Below are 15,882 nucleotides of genomic sequence, written 5' to 3' on the forward strand. Positions count from 1 at the left end.
GAACCACCGCGCTGCCTGGCCGAGCGCCTGGCCCGCGGCGACCTGGGCAAGAAGAGCGGCCGCGGCTTCTACGCCTGGCGCGACGGCAAGCCGGTCAAGGGCAGCAGTCCAGCGGGCGCGCCCGCTGGACTGGCGCAGCGCCTGATCCAGCCGCTGATAGACGCCACGCGCCAGCGCGTGGATGCGGGCATCGTCGCCGACGCCGACCTGGCCGACGCGGGCGTGATTTTCGGAACGGGGTTCGCGCCATTCACGGGCGGACCCTTGCATTACCAGAGTAGCAACGCGTTGCGCAATATAAGACCGGCTGAGGCCGATTAGGACCCATACACCCTAAACCGGAACCACAAGACCGGCAGTGCCATAGAGACATCTATCCATCACGAGGAGGCAGTACCATGAGCAGACGTTCATTGTCCCTGAGCACCTTGTCGGCCCTCGTGGTCGGCCTGGGCGCGACCACGGCAACGCACTCGGCCGGCTTTCAGCTCCTGGAGCAGAACGCCAGCGGCCTGGGCAACGCCTATGCGGGCTCTGCGGCGAATCCGGAGAACGCCAGCATCATCTATTACAACCCGGCCGGCATGACCTACCTGCCCGGCTTCAACGTGTCCGGCGGCGTCAACCTGATCAAGCCGTCGTTCAAGTTTTCCGACAACGGCGACAGCCGCAACCCCAGCATTCCCGGCCTGCCGGGCACCGGCCTGGGCGGTTCGCGCCCGACCGGCGGCAACGGCGGCGACGCCGGCAACCTGGGCGTAGTGCCCAATATGTACGCCTCCTGGCAGTTGAACGAGCAGTGGTACCTGGGCCTGGGCGTGGGCGCGCCCTTCGGCCTGATGACCGAATACGACGACGGCTGGGTGGGCCAGTACCACTCCAACAAATTCGAGATCAAGACGATCAACGTCAACCCCTCGATCGCGTACAAGGTCAACGAGAAGTTCTCCATGGGCTTCGGCGTGAACTGGCAGCACATCGACGCCAATTACAAGAAGAAGACCGTGCTGCCCGTTCCCGGCATGCCGCTGGGCACCACCGGCGACGCCGACCTGAACCTCAAGGGCGACGCCTGGGGCTGGAACGTGGGCTTCATGCTGCAACCCACGGAAGATACCCGCATCGGCCTGTCCTACCGCTCGAAGATCAAGCACACGGCCAAGGGCGACACGGATATCGACAACATCTATCCGCGCGGCAACTCGATCTCGTTCGACGCCAAGGCCTCCGTGACCCTGCCCGACACCCTGATCCTGAGCGCGGCTCATCAGCTGAACGAACGCTGGGAACTGCTGGGCGACGTCTCGTGGACGGGCTGGAGCAGCATCCCGGACCTGAAGATCCGCAACTCCGGCGCCGGCGCGCGCGACGACGACCTGCCGCTGAACTTCCGCGACAGCTGGCGCGTCGCCCTGGGCGCCAACTACAAGTTCGCGCCCAACTGGAAGTGGAAGTTCGGCGTCGCCTTCGACCAGTCGCCCGTGCACAAGGAAGCCGACCGTCCGACCTCGCTGCCGGACAACGACCGCTACTGGCTCTCGACCGGCGTGCAGTGGCAAGCCACCAAGGACACCACGCTCGACGTAGGCTATACCTACCTTTACCTGCGCAAGACGGACATCGATACGACGTCCGGCAACCAGCTGACCAAGGGCCGCGTCGCGGGCACCTATGACAGCAATGCCCACATCCTGGGCATACAGCTGTCGTCCCGCTTCTAGCCCGCCCCGGATGGCGGCCCGGCCCGGCCCGGTCCGGACCGCTCCGCCATCCGCTTTTTTTTTCAGGAGACTGCCTTGAGCAAGTTCGTCGTCAAACACGTCGCCGTCCTGGGGGCCGGCGTCATGGGCGCGCAGATCGCCGCCCATCTGGCCAATGCCGGTGTGCCCGTCACGCTGTTCGACCTGGCCGCCCCCGAAGGCGACCGCAACGGCACGGTCAAGAAGGCGATCGCTGGCTTGAAGAAGCTGGAGCCCGCGCCGCTGGCCGGCGCGGCGCGCCTGGCGTACATCACGCCCGCCAACTACGACGACGACCTGGAACGGCTGCGCGGCTGCGACCTGGTCATCGAGGCCATCGCCGAACGCATGGACTGGAAGACCGCGCTGTACGAGCGCATCGCGCCGCACGTCGCTCCGGGCGCCATCATTGCCTCCAACACCTCGGGCCTGTCGATCGACGCGCTAGCCAACGCCCTGCCGACCAGCCTGCGCGAGCGCTTTTGCGGCATCCACTTTTTCAATCCGCCCCGCTACATGCGGCTGGTGGAGATCATCGCCACTACGCACACCCAGCCCGCGGTGCTCGACCAGCTTGAAACCTGGCTGACCTCGACCCTCGGCAAGGGCGTGATCCGCGCGCTGGACACGCCCAACTTCGTGGCCAACCGCATCGGCGTGTTTTCGATCCTGGCAGCCATGCACCACACGGCCCGCCTCGGCCTGGCGTTCGACGAGGTCGACGCGCTGACCGGGCCGAAGATCGGCCGCCCCAAGAGCGCCACCTACCGCACCGCCGACGTGGTCGGCCTGGACACGCTGGCCCACGTGGTCGGCACCATGGAAAAGAATCTGCCGGACGATCCCTGGCACCGCTATTTCAAGCTGCCTGAGTGGCTCTCGGCCTTGATCGCCAAGGGCGCGCTGGGCCAGAAGAGCGGCGCCGGCGTCTACCGCAAGCAGGGCAAGGAGATCCAGGTCCTGGACCTGAAGGCGCAGGACTACGCGCCCGGCGCCGGCAAGCTGGCCGACGAAGTCGCCGCCCTGCTGAAGGAACGCGACCCGGCCAAGCGCTTCGCCGCGTTGCGCGCCAGCAGCCACCCCCAGGCCCAGTTCCTGTGGAGCCTGTTCCGCGACATCTTCCATTACAGCGCCGTACAGCTCGAACACGTTGCCGACAATGCGCGCGACCTGGACCTGGCCATGCGCTGGGGCTTCGGCTGGGCCCAAGGTCCGTTCGAAACCTGGCAGGCGGTAGGCTGGCAGGCCATCGCCGCCGCCGTGGCCGAGGACATCGCCGCCGGCCAGGCCATGAGCGACGCGCCCCTGCCGGCCTGGGCGCTGGAACCGGACCGCCAGGGCGTGCATGCGCCGCAGGGCTCCTATTCCGCACGCACCGGCCAACTGCGCCCGCGCTCGACGCTGCCGGTGTACCGCCGCCAGTTGTTCCCGGAGCGCGTGGTCGGCGAAGGCGTCAGCGAACGTGGCGTCACCATCTGGGAAAACGAAGGCGTACGCCTGTGGAACCTGCCGCAGGTCGACGCCGGCGTGGCCATCCTGTCCGTCACCTCGAAGAACCACACCCTGGGCGCGGAAGTGCTCGAAGGCATCCTGCAGGCGGTGGCGCGCGCCGAGCGCGATTACGACGGCCTGGTCATCTGGCATGACGCGCCCTTTGCCGTGGGCGCCAACCTGCAGCAGGTCGCCGAGGCCTGCGCCGCCGGCCAGTGGGACATGCTGCAAACCACGGTCGAGAAATTCCAGCGCACCTCGCAGTCGTTCAAGTACGCGCAGATTCCCACCGTGGCGGCCGTGCAGGGCATGGCGCTGGGCGGCGGCTGCGAATTCCTGATGCATGCCTCGCACCGGGTGCTGGCGCTGGAAAGCTATGTCGGGCTGGTGGAAGCCGGCGTCGGGTTGATTCCGGCCGGCGGCGGCAGCAAGGAATTCGCCGGCCGCGCCGCCGCCCTGGCGGCCACGACCGCCACACCGGGCGAGGTCTTCCCCTACCTTCAGCCGGTGTTCCAGACCATCGCCATGGCGCAGGTCGCCAAGAGCGCGCTGGAAGCCATCGCCACGGGCTTCGCCCGCGAGCACGACATCGTCGTGTTCCATCCGGACGAGCTGCTGTACGTCGCCATCGGCCAGGCCCGCGCCGCAGCCGAGGCCGGCTACACGCCGCCACCCCGCCTGCGCGACATTCCCGTCGCCGGCCGCAACGGCATCGCCAACTTCGAAATGGTGCTGGTCAACATGCGCGAAGGCGGCATGATCAGCGCCCATGACTACCGCGTGGCCCGCAGCGCCGCCGTCGCCCTGTGCGGCGGCGAGGTCGAAACCGGCGCCAAGGTGGACGAGGAATGGCTGCTGGCCGTGGAGCGCAAGGAATTCGTGGCGCTGCTGCGCACGCCTGAAACGCAGGCCCGCATCCGCCACACCCTGGACACCGGCAAGCCCCTGAGGAACTGAGCCCACCCCCGCAGCGCCTTCGGCGCTTCCCCCTCAAGGGGGGCCCGCCTAGGGGGGCCCGCCTAGGGGGGCCCGCCTAGGCGGCGCCGGCTGCGGACCGGCGGAGCCGGATCCGCGCGGCCCCACTGAGGAAAAGCAGTGGAGTGCAGGGGGCAGTGCCATGGACACACAAGGAACCACTATGAGCAAGCAGATTCAAGACGCCTACATCGTCGCCGCCACGCGCCTGCCGGTGGGCAAGCGCAACGGCGCCTACATCACCACCCGCCCCGACGACATGCTGGCCGCCGCGCTCAATGGCGCGCTGGCGCAGGTCCCGGGCCTGGACGCCGCGCGCATCGACGACGTCATCGCCGGCTGCGCCATGCCCGAGGCCGAACAGGGCATGAACGTGGCCCGCATTGGCCTGTTGCTCGCCGGCCTGCCGCAAAGCGTGGCCGGCGTCACCGTGAACCGCTTCTGCGCCTCCGGCCTGCAGGCGGTGGCAGACGCCGCGGCCCGCATCCGCACCGGCGAAGCCGACATCATGATAGGCGCAGGCACCGAATCCATGAGCGCCATGCCGCAGATCATGGGCAACAAGGTGTCGATGAACCCGGCTATCTTCGAGCACCAGGAAAACATCGGCATGGCCTTCGGCATGGGCCTGACTGGCGAGAAGGTCGCCGAGCGCTGGAAGGTCTCGCGCGAGGACCAGGACGCCTTCGCCCTGGCCTCGCACCAGAAGGCCTGCGCGGCCATCGCCGCCGGCCATTTCCGCGCCGAGATCACGCCCTATGAAACCGTGTCGCGCCAACCTGGCGACGCCAGCGGCACGGTGCGCGTCACGCGCCGCCTGGTCGAGGTGGACGAGGGTCCACGCCCGGACAGCAGCGCCGCGGCGCTGGCCCGGTTGAAGCCTGTATTCGCCGCGCGCGGCAGCGTCACCGCCGGCAACAGCTCGCAGATGTCCGACGGATCCGCCGCCGTGATCCTGGTGTCCGACCGCATCCTGCGCGAGTTCAACCTCAGCCCGCTGGCGCGCTTTGCCGGCTTCGCCGTCGCCGGCGTGCCGCCCGAGGTCATGGGCATCGGCCCCGTGGCAGCGATCCCCAAGGTGCTGCAACGCGCCGGCATCGGCCAGGACGCGCTGGACTGGATCGAACTGAACGAAGCCTTCGCCGCCCAGTCCCTGGCCGTCATCCGCGAACTGAAGCTCGATCCGGCCAAGGTCAACCCGCTGGGCGGTGCGATCGCGCTGGGCCACCCGCTGGGCGCCACGGGCGCGATCCGCACCGCCACCATTACCCACGGCCTGCGCCGCACGAGCGGCAAGTACGGGCTGGTGACCATGTGCATCGGCACCGGCATGGGCGCGGCCGGCCTGTTCGAGGCGATGTAGGCGGAGCGGCGCGGAGCATGAAGCCCTATTGGTTCAAGAACCTGTCGCCAACATGGCGGGCGCGCCTGATGCGGGTGGGATTCAACCTGCATCCGGCGTTCCGCGCCACCGGCGGCAAAGTGGTGCATGTGTCCGCGGACTTCCACCATATCCGCATCAAGCTGCCGTTGCTGCGGCGCACCCGCAATATCGTAGGCTCGATGTACGGCGGTTCGCTGTTCGCCGTGACCGACGGCGCCCACCCCACGATGCTGATGTCCGCGCTGGGCGCGGACCACATCGTGTGGGACAAGGCCGCCTCCATCCGGTACCGCAAGCCGGCATACGCCACGCTGTACGTGGACTTCCGGCTCGCGCCCGGCGAAATCGCGGAAATCCGCGCGATCCTGGCGCGCGACCATGAAACCACCCGGACCTATACGGTGGAACTCAAGGACCGCGACGGCGTGGTTTACGCCGTCGTGGAACGCACGATCTATATCGCAGACAAGAAGTTCTACAAGCAAAAGAACACTGGAGGAGACACATGCGCCGTATCCCCGGAGGGCGAACCGTCGCCCTGAGCCTCATGTTTGCCGCCTGCCTGGCCGGCGCCCCCGCCCAAGCCGCCGACGTGGAAGTCGCCGGCGTGCGCGTGCCGGACAGCCTGTCTGAAGGCGGCCGCGCGCTGGTGCTGAATGGCGCCGGCGTGCGCACCAAGTTCGTCGTCAAAGTCTACGTGGCCGCGCTGTACGCCACCGCGAAAAGCAGCGATGCGGCCGCGCTGGTCAACAGCGATGAACCGCGCCGCATGCGCTTGCGGCTGCTGCGCGACGTGGACAGCAAAAGCCTGGACGAAGCCCTGCAGGACGGATTGCGCGACAATACGTCCGCACAGGAACTGGCCGAGCTGAAAGCGCCGGCCGGCCGCCTGTCCGCCCTGATGGCGGAAATCGGCTCGGTGCGCGAAGGCGACGTGGTCGACCTGGATTTCGACGCCCGTGGCGTTGCAGTCGCCGATAACGGCAAACTGCGCGGCCGCATCGACAGCCCCGCGTTCGCGCGCGCCCTGCTGCGGGTCTGGCTGGGCGAAAAGCCCGCGCAAGCCTCCCTGAAAAAAGCCCTGCTGGGCGGCTAGAGCCCCAGGCTCATTCTGCAGTACAGGCCCTAGACGGAAACCCGGTAAATGGAACGAATCTGGCAGAAAAGCTATCCCGCTGGCGTGCCCGCGGAGATCGAGATGGACGGCGTGACGACGTTGGTGTCGGTCGTACGCGAGAGCTGCCGGCGCTATGCCGGCAAGACCTCGTACATCAGCATGGGCAAGTCGCTCAGCTATGCCGAGCTGGACCGGCTGACGCGCGACTTCGCGGCCTGGCTGCACGCCAACGGCCTGGGCCGCGGCGACCGCGTCGCGCTGATGATGCCCAACCTGCTGCAGTACCCCGTGTGCCTGTTCGGCGCCCTGCGCGCCGGCTGCGTGGTGGTCAACTGCAATCCGCTCTATACCCCGCATGAGCTCCAGCACCAGCTGGCCGACTCGGGCGCCCGCCTCATCGTAGTGGCGGACAACTTCGCTGCCACCGTGCAAAAGGCCCTGGACGGGAGCGCGATAGAGCGCGTGGTGGTGACGTCCATCGGCGAGCTGCTGGGGCCGCTCAAGGGGCGCCTGGTGGATTTCGTGGTCCGCCGCGTCAAGCGCATGGTGCCCGCGTGGTCCCTGCCCGACGCCATCCGGCTGGGCGATGCGCTGCGCGCCGGAGCCGCCGCGCCTTTCACGGAGGTGGCGTTGGACCAGCGCGATCTGGCCTGCCTGCAATACACCGGCGGCACCACCGGCGTAGCCAAGGCGGCCATGCTCACGCACGGCAATCTGGTGGCCAACCTGAGCCAGGCCCATGCCTGGGTCAGGCCGCTGGTGACCGAAGGCGAGGAATGCATCGTGACGGCCTTGCCGCTGTATCACATCTTCGCGCTGACGGCGAACTGCCTGACCTTCATGAAGATCGGCGCCAGCAACCTGCTCATCATCAACCCGCGCGACATCCCCGGGCTGGTCAAGGAAATGCGCAAGGTGCCGTTCTCGGCCTTCACGGGCGTGAACACGCTGTTCAACGCCCTGCTCAACAATCCGGACTTTGCGCGCCTGGATTTTTCGCGGCTGCGCCTCACGATGGGCGGCGGCATGGCGGTGCAGCGCTCCGTGGCCGACCGCTGGCGCGCCGTCACCGGCCGCTCGCTGGCGCAGGCCTACGGCCTGACCGAAACCTCGCCCGCAGTCACGATCAATCCGCTGGACGTGCAGGAATTCACCGGATCGATCGGCCTGCCCGTACCGTCCACCGAAATCTCCATCCGCGACGATGCCGGCACGGAACTGGGCATAGGCGAGACCGGCGAAATCTGCGTGCGCGGCCCGCAGGTCACGCAGGGCTACTGGCAACGGCCCGACGAAACTGCGCTGGTCCTGTACGCGGACGGATTCCTGCGCACCGGCGACGTCGGCTACGTGGACGAGAAGGGCTACGTGTTCCTGGTGGACCGCAAGAAGGACATGATTCTGGTGTCCGGCTTCAACGTCTATCCCAACGAGGTCGAGGACGTGGCCGCGCTGCATCCCGGCGTGCGCGAAGTGGCGGCGGTGGGCGTGCCCGACGAGCGCTCGGGCGAGGCCGTCAAGCTGTACGTGATCCGCAAGGATCCCGCACTGGATGCCGAGACCCTGATCGCGCATTGCCGCAAGCAGCTGACGGGTTACAAGGTGCCGCGCTACATCGAGTTCCGCGATGACTTGCCGCGCACCAACGTCGGCAAGATCCTGCGCCGCGAACTCAAGCCGGCGGCGCAGAAAGCCGCATCGGCGCCCGTCCGGCAGCCGGGCCAGGCTTGAACCCACCGGCTCGCCTCGAACGCGAGCCGATGGGTTCCGTCGCTGACCGAACTACCACTGCCCAAAGTACACCCCCGCCCGCTTGTGGGCGTTGGTGCCCTTTTCCACGGCCTTGTCGCTGATGGTGGTGCGGCGCTTGCCGCGCAGCATCCATTCCAGCAGACGCTGGCGCAACGCCAGGCGCGCTTCCGCATGCGCGCTGCTCGCGCCCAGATCCTGGTACTCATCAGGATCGGCGTGCAGGTCGAACAGCTGCTCGCGCTCGTCCAGCCAGTACACGTAGCGCCAGCGGTCCGTGCGGACCGACCAGGCGCGCGCGTTCTGCGGCGTCTTGCCGCAAAGGACGCGAGCCTGGCGGAAGCTGTAGTCCAGCTCCGAGTACACGCAGTCGCGCCACGGCGTGGCGGCGTCCCGCCCATGCAGCAAGGTCTGCAGTTCGCGGCCCTCCAGCCGATGGCCGGGCCCGGGCGTGCCCAGCGCGCGCAGCACCGTGGGCACCAGGTCCACGCTTTCCACCATGTCATCCAGCGCGCGGCCGCGCGTGGCGTCGGCTGCGGCCGAGGGATCCATGACGATGAAGGGCACGCGCTGCACGGTGTCGTAGAACAGCTCTTTTTCGCCCAGCCAGTGATCGCCGAGGAAGTCGCCGTGGTCCGCGGTGAACACGATGAGCGTGTTCTTCATCAGGCCCGCGCCTTCCATGTAGTCGAACAGCCGGCCCAGATGATCGTCCAGCTGCCGGATCAAGCCCTGGTAGGCCGGACGCACCACGCGCACGCACTCGTCGGTGGAAAAGCTGACGCTCTCTTCCTGCTGCCGGTAGGCCGCCACCACCGGGTGCGCGGTCTCCAGCTCTTCGCGATTGCGCCGCACCGGCAGGCATTGATCCGGGGTGTAGAGCTTGTGATAGGGGTCCGGCGCCATGTAGGGCCAATGCGGCTTCACGTAGCTCAGGTGCAGCACCCAGGGCTGGCTGCCGCGCCGCTTCATGAAGTCCAGTGCCTGGTCCGTCATGTAGGCGGTCTCGGAATGCGGCTCGGCCACGCGTGCGGGCAGATGCGCGTTGCGCATGTTCCAGCCGCTGACCACCTGGCCGCCTGCATCCACCGCGGCGATCACGTAGTCGGTCCAGGGGTCGGCGCTGTCGTAGCCGTGGCGCCGCAGAAAGGCCGGATAGCCGCTTTCATCGCCCGGCGTGTGGTGGCCGTCGTAGCGGTCCAGTTCGGCGAAGCCGCCACGGCTGAGCAGTACGCCCAGTTCGGAGCTGCCATCGATGGCCAGCCGCTCCATGCCGGCCTTGTCGGGGATGATGTGGGTCTTGCCTGCCAGCGCCAGTTCGCGGCCTTGCCCCGCCAGGTATTCGCCCAGCGTGATCTCGTTGACCGACAGCGGCACGCGGTTCCAGGTGGCGCCGTGGCGCGAGGGATAGCGGCCGGTGTAGTAGCTCATGCGCGACGGTCCGCATACGCCCGAGTTCACGAAGGCGCGGTCGAAGCGCGCGCCGCGCGCCGCCAGCGCATCCAGGCTGGGCGTCCGCAGATAGGGATGGCCATAACAGCTCAGGTGATCCGCCCGCAGCTGGTCGGCCATGATGAACAACACGTTCTGCACATCGCTCATCGCCGTCCTCCTATTGCGTGGCCGTGAAGCCTGACTCGCGCACCACGGGCTCCCATTGCCTGCGGTAGGCGGCCAAGGCGTCGGCCGTGCCGGGCGCATCCAGCGACACCGGATCCAGGTACGCGGCGCGCACGGCTTCCTGCATGGCGGGTTCGCGCAGCACCGCCGCGATGTCCGCGCCCAGCCTGTCGGCCTTGGCCTGCGGCATCGCCGCCGGCGCGAAGAACGCGTTCCAGCCGTCGGCCGCCAGGTTCACCCCGCCTTCCTTGAAGGTGGGCACGTCCTTCAGCTCGGCATCGCGCGCTTCGCCAGACACGGCGAGGATGTGGATCTTGCCGGCGCGGTGCTGCGGCAGCAGGGTATCCAGCGTGTCTATGCCTTGCGGCAGGATGCCGCCTATCAGTTCTGAAATCAGCGGCGCGGATCCCCGGTAGCCGACCACTTCCGGCTCCTGTCCCAGTTCGCGGCCCAGCATCAGCGCGAAGAAGTGCGGCAGGCTGCCGGTGGCCGGCACGCCCACGGCGAACTGCTTGGGGTTCGCCTTCAGCCACTGCCGCAGGCCGGCCAGATCCTGGATCGGCGAATTTGCTGCCACCGCCAGCGCGAACTTGTAGCGGCTGACCAGCGACACCGGCTTGAAGTCGCGCTGCGCGTCGTAGCCAGGTTGGGCGTAGACCAGCGGCGCCACCACCATCACGGCCGGATTCGCCAGCATCAGCACGTTCTGGCCGGCTGGCGCGGCGTGCAGGGCTTGCGCCGCGATGCGGCCGCCCGCGCCGGTCTTGTTCTCGACCACCACGGCCACGCCGACCCGGTCCTTGAGCCGGTCAGCCACCAGCCGCGCGATGCGGTCCGAACTGCCGCCCGGCGGGTAGCCCACCACCACCGTCAGCGTCCCGTCCAGCGGGGCCTGCTGCGCGCCAGCCAGCGGCGCGCCCGCCGCAAGTGTTACTGCCGCGGCAATGCCTGATATCAATCTACGCATGGTCCACTCCTGCAGACAGTGGCCCGCTGTCGATTATGGTTGTCACTGCATGGCCGATACCCAAATAGGGAAATTGAATTTAGCAACGCCTGCATTTGTTGATCTAATCCAGGACTTCCCATAACGATATGCAGCGCGAACTGCAACGCCACCAGGAGGAGACGCCATGCCGAACATCCCCGAACCCGGCCAACGCCAGCTTGCCGACATGCTGATGTACCGGCTGTACCAGGCGTGGTCGCAATCCAATCCGGTGTTCCTGCGCCTGTGCGAAGGACGCTTCGGCATCACGCGCCGCGAATGGCGCGTGCTGGCCTGTGCTGTCGAAGGCGGCATCATGAGTTCGGCCGAACTGGCCGCCGCCGCCAAGCTCGACCTGACGCGCACCTCGCGCACCCTGGGCGCGCTGTGCGAGAAAGGCTGGCTGCGCCGCCTGCACGACAGCGCGGACCGCCGCGTGGTGCGCGTGGAAGCGACGGCCGAAGGCATCGCCCGCTACCACGCCCTGCTGCCCGAGGTCTCGCACCTGAACGACCTGCTGGTGCAGGACCTGAGCGACGACGAGGTCGCCTTGCTGCGCGATTTCCTCGGCCGCATCGAGCAGCGCGGCCGCCGCATGGCCGAAGACAACATCGTCTCGGAAAAAGCCAGCCGCCGCGACGGCGGCACGCGACGGCCTCGGTACGCCTGAACCGCGAGCTGTCGCGCCCCTCCAACAGCCTCGCGATCCACGCGTGGCTAGCGAAAACCACCGCAAGCTGCTGATAGCACGGCACTTTCCCAGCTTCCCTTAACCTGCAAACGAAAATTGCAGAGCTTTTTTACATCTGAGTTTGGCCCGTTTCCTGGTCTCCCATTTAGTCTGAATTGATAATACTTATCGTTGCTATTTCTATAAGTAATCGGCCGTTCTCCGGCCGCTGGGGAAATCTCTTGATACGCCATTTTCATCCGGCCACCCGCCGCGCGCGGCCGCAGGCCTTGCTGCCCATCGTCGCCGCGCTGACCGCCTGCCTCGGCGCCGCGGCGCATGCTCAACCCGCGCAGTCGGGCGAACCCGCCACCATCCTGCCCGCCGTGCAGGTCACCGGCACCGGTGAAACCGCAACCAGCCCGGTCGAAGGCTATGTCGCCACGCGCAGCGCCACCGCGACCAAGAGCGACACGCCCTTGTCGGAAACGCCGCAGTCCATCACCGTGATTCCCCGCGAACAGATCGTGGATCAGGGCGCGCAGAACATCCAGGACGCCATGAACTACGCGGCCGGCGTGCGCCCCAATGCGTATGGCGTGGACAACCGCGCCGACTACGTGCGCATCCGCGGCGTGGAGCCGGTGCAATACCTGGATGGGCTGCGCCAGTACTTCAGCTTCAACAATCCGCGCACCGAGGTCTATGCGATGGAGCGCGTGGAAGTGCTGCGCGGCCCCTCGTCCATGCTGTACGGACAGGGCAGCACCGGCGGCATCGTCAACCTGGTCAGCAAGCGCCCCCTGGAAGAGACTCAACGCGAGATCGGCGTGGTGCTGGGCAACCACAACCGCCGCGAGATCCAGGCCGACCTCACGGGCCCGGCCAGCGAGGACGGCCAGTGGCTGTACCGCGTCATTGCGGTAGGGCGCGACAGCGACACCCAGGTGCAGTACGCGCCGGACGACCGCCTGATGTTGGCGCCATCCCTCACCTGGCGCCCCAGCGCGGCCACCTCGCTGACGCTGCAGGCCACCTGGCAGAAGGACCGCGCCGGCACCACGCAGTCCTTTCTGCCGTGGAGCGGTTCGGTGCAGGAAAATCCCAACGGCCGCATCCCGACCCGGCGTTTCGCCAGCGAGCCGGGCTTCGACGCCTACGACACCGAACAATTCAGCGTCGGTTGGCTGTTCGAGCACCAGTTCAATGACACCTGGAAAGTGCGGCAGAACTTCCGCAACACGGTCAGCAGCGTCGACTACAAGACGCTCTATCCCAACGTCTACGGCGCGCGCCGCGGCGATTCCTACATCGATCCGGAGCAGACCACCGTCGACCGCATTTTCTATGTCAACAAGCCGCGCATGCGCACGCTCTTGGCCGACCAGAACCTGGAAGGCAAGCTGAACTGGGGCCGCACCGAACACACGGTGATTTTCGGCATGGACTATTCGCGCTACCGCGAGACCAGCAAGACCGCCGGCGGCGCGGGCTCGCCGCTGAACCTGTACCACCCCGTGTACGGCAACGCGCCCGAATACGAACTGTCGGACAACCCCAAGATCAACCAGCAGCAGATCGGCTTCTACGCCCAGGACCAGATCAAGTTCGACAAGAACTGGATCTTCCTGGCCGGCATCCGCCGCGACCGCGCCGACAGCACCACCGAAGGCCAGGACCGCGAAACCGACATGGCCACCACCAAGCGCTTCGGCCTGATGTACGCGGCGGACAACGGCTGGTCGCCCTACCTCAGCTACAGCGAATCGTTCACGCCCATCGCCGGCGCCGACTTCTACAACCAGCGCTGGAAGCCCATGCGTGGCAAGCAGGTCGAGGCCGGCATCAAGTACATGCCGAAGGACGCCGACATCGAGTTCACCGCGGCCGCGTACGACCTGCGCGAGAAGAACCGCCAGACCAACGACCCGAACAACCCCAACAACCAGATCCAGGCCGGCAAGACCCGCACCCGCGGCGTCGAACTGGAGCTGCGCGGCCGCGTCACCAAGGACGTGGACGTGATCGCCAACTACATCTACACCGATCTCGATCCGCAGCTGGAGGCGCAGCCCAAGCATATGGCCTCCATGTGGGGCAAGTATCGCTTCGCGTTGGCCGGCCAGCCTGGCTTCGCGGTGGGCGCAGGCGTGCGCTACCTGTCGGCGTTCCGCGACGGCGGCGCTCCGGAAACCCCGGCTGTCACGCTGTTCGACGCCATGCTCAGCTACGACAACGGCCCCTGGCGCTATGCGCTGAACGTGAACAACATCGCGGACCGCACTTATGAGGTGGTCTGCCTGGACCGCGGCGACTGCTTCTACGGCGCGCGCCGCACCGTCATGCTGAGCGGCGCCTACCGCTTTTAAAATCGGAATCGCCTCCGGGCCCGGGAACCTGTACGTACATGCTGTACGTACAGGTGTACACTACGGTTTTTCATCCCTGATCAACCGTCTGACAGACGCGCGCTCGAACGTCTGCAACCCAGAAAAACCGTCCTGGAGACTCCGATAGTGTCGACCGAAACTTCCCGCTCGCCCTTTTTTGGCACGATGCAGAAAATCCCCGGTGGATTGATGCTGGTGCCGCTGATCCTGGGTTCCCTGATCGGCACCTTCGCGCCCGACGCCCTGGCGATCGGCGGCTTCACCACGGCCTTGTTCAAGAACAGCGCCCTGCCCCTGATCGCGCTGCTGATCTTCGCCACCGGCACCCAGGTCAACACCCGCACCGGCGGCCCCATCCTGGCCACCGCCGGCACCATCCTGCTGATGAAGACGCTGGTGCCCGCCACCCTCATCATCATCCTGGGCAGCTACGTCGGCCTGGACGGCGTGCTGGGCGTCTCCATCCTGGCGATGCTGGCCGCCTTCGACAACAGCAACGGCGGCCTGTGGCTGGCCTACACCGGCCAGTACGGCGACGCCCGCGACCGCGGCGCCTACGTCGCCAGCGCGGTCAATGACGGCCCCTTCTTCAGCCTGCTGTTCCTGGGCGCCTCGGGCCTGGCCGACATTCCCATGATCGCCCTGGTGGCGGCGCTGGTGCCGTTCCTGCTGGGCGTGGTGGTCGGCAACCTGGACCCCAAGTGGCGCGACGTGCTCAAGCCCGTGCCCAATATCGTCATCCCGTTCTTCGCCTTCGCACTGGGCACCGGCATCAACCTGGGCGCCGTGGTTTCGGGCGGCATCAGCGGCCTGATCCTGGGCCTGATCATCAGCCCCATCACCGGCGGCCTGGTCTACCTGGGCTATCGCTACATCCTGAAGCGCGGCGGCAAGAGCGGCCTGGGCTTCGCGGCCGGCACCACCGCCGGCAACGCCATCGCCACTCCCGCGGTCGTGGCGGCAGCCGACCCCAACTTCCAGCAATACGTGTCGACGGCCACCGCGCAGGTCGCCGCCTGCGTGCTGATCAGTTCGATCCTGGCCCCGATGCTGGCCTCGTATTTCCTCAAACGCGCCGGCGAGCTCAAGTCCGAGGACGCCGACCCCACGGTCGCGCCCGCCCTGCGTGAAGCGCGCGGAGAGGCGCTTTGAATCCCGCCATCGCCATCGTCGCCGATGACCTGACCGGTTCGGGCGACACGGCGGTGCAGTTCGTGCGCGCCGGCTGGAATACGCACCTGTCCATCGGCGGCGCCGACGAGGCACTGTCGGGTCCGGACGCCGTCGGCGTGGAAGTGCTGGCGGTCACGACCAACAGCCGCCCCCTGTCGGCCGCCGACGCGGCAGAAGTCGTCTGGCAGAACGTGCGGCGCCTGCGCGCGGCCGGCGTCACCCGCCTGTACAAGAAAGTGGATTCCACCTTGCGCGGCGCCTTCAAGGCCGAGATCGACGCGGCGCGCGAGGCCTGGGGACCGGACACCGTGGCGGTGATCTGCCCGGCCTTCCCGGCCACCGGCCGCACCGTCGAACAAGGCGTGCTCTACGTCAACGGCAAGCCGGTCACCGAGACCTCGGCGGCCACCGATCCGGTCACTCCGGTGACCGAGAGCCATATCCCCACCCTGCTGGGCTGCGCCCATGTGGCGGCCCAGGAAGGCGACACGCCGCAAGCGCTGGCGGCGCGCATCCGCGCAGCCGGCAACACCGTGGTGGTCGACGCCGCCAGCGAAGCCGACCTGGAGCGCCTGGCGCGCGCCAT

Annotated in this window: 11 protein-coding genes and 2 pseudogenes; 11 read left to right on the plus strand and 2 right to left on the minus strand. The window is 67.4% G+C overall.

The genetic code is table 11. The annotated features are described in order from the left end of the window. From VIR09_RS23380 to VIR09_RS23410, 7 genes and pseudogenes are all read left to right on the plus strand, one after another. A pseudogene (locus tag VIR09_RS23380) lies at nt 1-321 on the plus strand (enoyl-CoA hydratase); the annotation flags it as partial. 77 nt (nt 322-398) lie between these two features. Further along, nucleotides 399-1,721, plus strand: a complete 1,323-nt coding sequence (locus VIR09_RS23385; RefSeq protein ID WP_332015011.1) for an OmpP1/FadL family transporter — start codon at nt 399-401, stop codon at nt 1,719-1,721. A 75-nt stretch (nt 1,722-1,796) separates the two neighbouring features. Further along, nucleotides 1,797-4,187, plus strand: coding sequence for a 3-hydroxyacyl-CoA dehydrogenase/enoyl-CoA hydratase family protein (locus VIR09_RS23390; protein ID WP_332015012.1), 2,391 nt, complete (start codon nt 1,797-1,799; stop codon nt 4,185-4,187). A 181-nt stretch (nt 4,188-4,368) separates the two neighbouring features. After that, nucleotides 4,369-5,568 (plus strand): acetyl-CoA C-acyltransferase, encoded by a 1,200-nt coding sequence (locus tag VIR09_RS23395; protein ID WP_332015013.1) that lies wholly within the window; start codon nt 4,369-4,371, stop codon nt 5,566-5,568. A 17-nt stretch (nt 5,569-5,585) separates the two neighbouring features. Beyond that, entirely contained in the window at nt 5,586-6,131 is a 546-nt protein-coding gene (locus VIR09_RS23400; RefSeq protein ID WP_332015014.1) for a PaaI family thioesterase, read from the plus strand. Further along, complete coding sequence (locus tag VIR09_RS23405) at nt 6,095-6,685, plus strand: chalcone isomerase family protein (protein WP_332015015.1); 591 nt, start codon at nt 6,095-6,097, stop codon at nt 6,683-6,685. Before VIR09_RS23400 ends, VIR09_RS23405 begins: the two co-directional genes overlap by 37 nt. A gap of 48 nt (nt 6,686-6,733) precedes the next feature. Beyond that, entirely contained in the window at nt 6,734-8,437 is a 1,704-nt protein-coding gene (locus tag VIR09_RS23410) for an AMP-binding protein (RefSeq protein ID WP_332015016.1), read from the plus strand. A 51-nt stretch (nt 8,438-8,488) separates the two neighbouring features. Here VIR09_RS23410 and VIR09_RS23415 read toward each other — a convergent pair whose 3' ends face one another. Further along, nucleotides 8,489-10,057, minus strand: coding sequence for a sulfatase-like hydrolase/transferase (locus VIR09_RS23415; RefSeq protein WP_332015017.1), 1,569 nt, complete (start codon nt 10,055-10,057; stop codon nt 8,489-8,491). 10 nt (nt 10,058-10,067) lie between these two features. Then, nucleotides 10,068-11,042 carry a tripartite tricarboxylate transporter substrate-binding protein gene (locus VIR09_RS23420; RefSeq protein WP_332015018.1) on the minus strand — a complete coding sequence of 325 codons (975 nt, stop codon included), beginning with the start codon at nt 11,040-11,042 and terminating at the stop codon, nt 10,068-10,070. A gap of 166 nt (nt 11,043-11,208) precedes the next feature. On the opposite strand from VIR09_RS23420, the gene VIR09_RS23425 reads away from it, so the two are divergent. The 4 genes and pseudogenes from VIR09_RS23425 to dtnK all read left to right on the plus strand — a co-directional run. Then, on the plus strand, nt 11,209-11,733 hold the full coding sequence (locus VIR09_RS23425) for a MarR family winged helix-turn-helix transcriptional regulator (protein WP_332015019.1): 525 nt from the start codon (nt 11,209-11,211) through the stop codon (nt 11,731-11,733). Between the two features lie 242 nt (nt 11,734-11,975). Continuing rightward, a complete protein-coding gene (locus VIR09_RS23430; RefSeq protein WP_414639457.1) occupies nt 11,976-14,102 on the plus strand; it encodes a TonB-dependent siderophore receptor in 2,127 nt (708 codons plus the stop codon). Nucleotides 14,103-14,249: 147 nt separating this feature from the next. Then, complete coding sequence (locus tag VIR09_RS23435) at nt 14,250-15,275, plus strand: 2-keto-3-deoxygluconate permease (RefSeq protein WP_332015020.1); 1,026 nt, start codon at nt 14,250-14,252, stop codon at nt 15,273-15,275. After that, nucleotides 15,272-15,882: pseudogene (gene dtnK, locus VIR09_RS23440) on the plus strand (D-threonate kinase); the annotation flags it as partial. The gene VIR09_RS23435 and the pseudogene dtnK, both read left to right, overlap by 4 nt.

Origin of the sequence: Achromobacter sp., from assembly GCF_036567245.1 — a bacterium.
Taxonomy (GTDB): domain Bacteria; phylum Pseudomonadota; class Gammaproteobacteria; order Burkholderiales; family Burkholderiaceae_B; genus Achromobacter.

What these genes read in the sequence shown, in the direction of transcription:
- VIR09_RS23425 (WP_332015019.1), top strand. Translation starts at nt 11,209, where the DNA reads ATGCCGAACATCCCCGAACCCGGCCAACGCCAGCTTGCCGACATGCTG.
- VIR09_RS23395 (WP_332015013.1), top strand. Translation starts at nt 4,369, where the DNA reads ATGAGCAAGCAGATTCAAGACGCCTACATCGTCGCCGCCACGCGCCTG.
- VIR09_RS23385 (WP_332015011.1), top strand. Translation starts at nt 399, where the DNA reads ATGAGCAGACGTTCATTGTCCCTGAGCACCTTGTCGGCCCTCGTGGTC.
- VIR09_RS23420 (WP_332015018.1), bottom strand. Translation starts at nt 11,042, where the DNA reads ATGCGTAGATTGATATCAGGCATTGCCGCGGCAGTAACACTTGCGGCG.
- VIR09_RS23405 (WP_332015015.1), top strand. Translation starts at nt 6,095, where the DNA reads ATGCGCCGTATCCCCGGAGGGCGAACCGTCGCCCTGAGCCTCATGTTT.
- VIR09_RS23400 (WP_332015014.1), top strand. Translation starts at nt 5,586, where the DNA reads ATGAAGCCCTATTGGTTCAAGAACCTGTCGCCAACATGGCGGGCGCGC.
- VIR09_RS23410 (WP_332015016.1), top strand. Translation starts at nt 6,734, where the DNA reads ATGGAACGAATCTGGCAGAAAAGCTATCCCGCTGGCGTGCCCGCGGAG.
- VIR09_RS23415 (WP_332015017.1), bottom strand. Translation starts at nt 10,057, where the DNA reads ATGAGCGATGTGCAGAACGTGTTGTTCATCATGGCCGACCAGCTGCGG.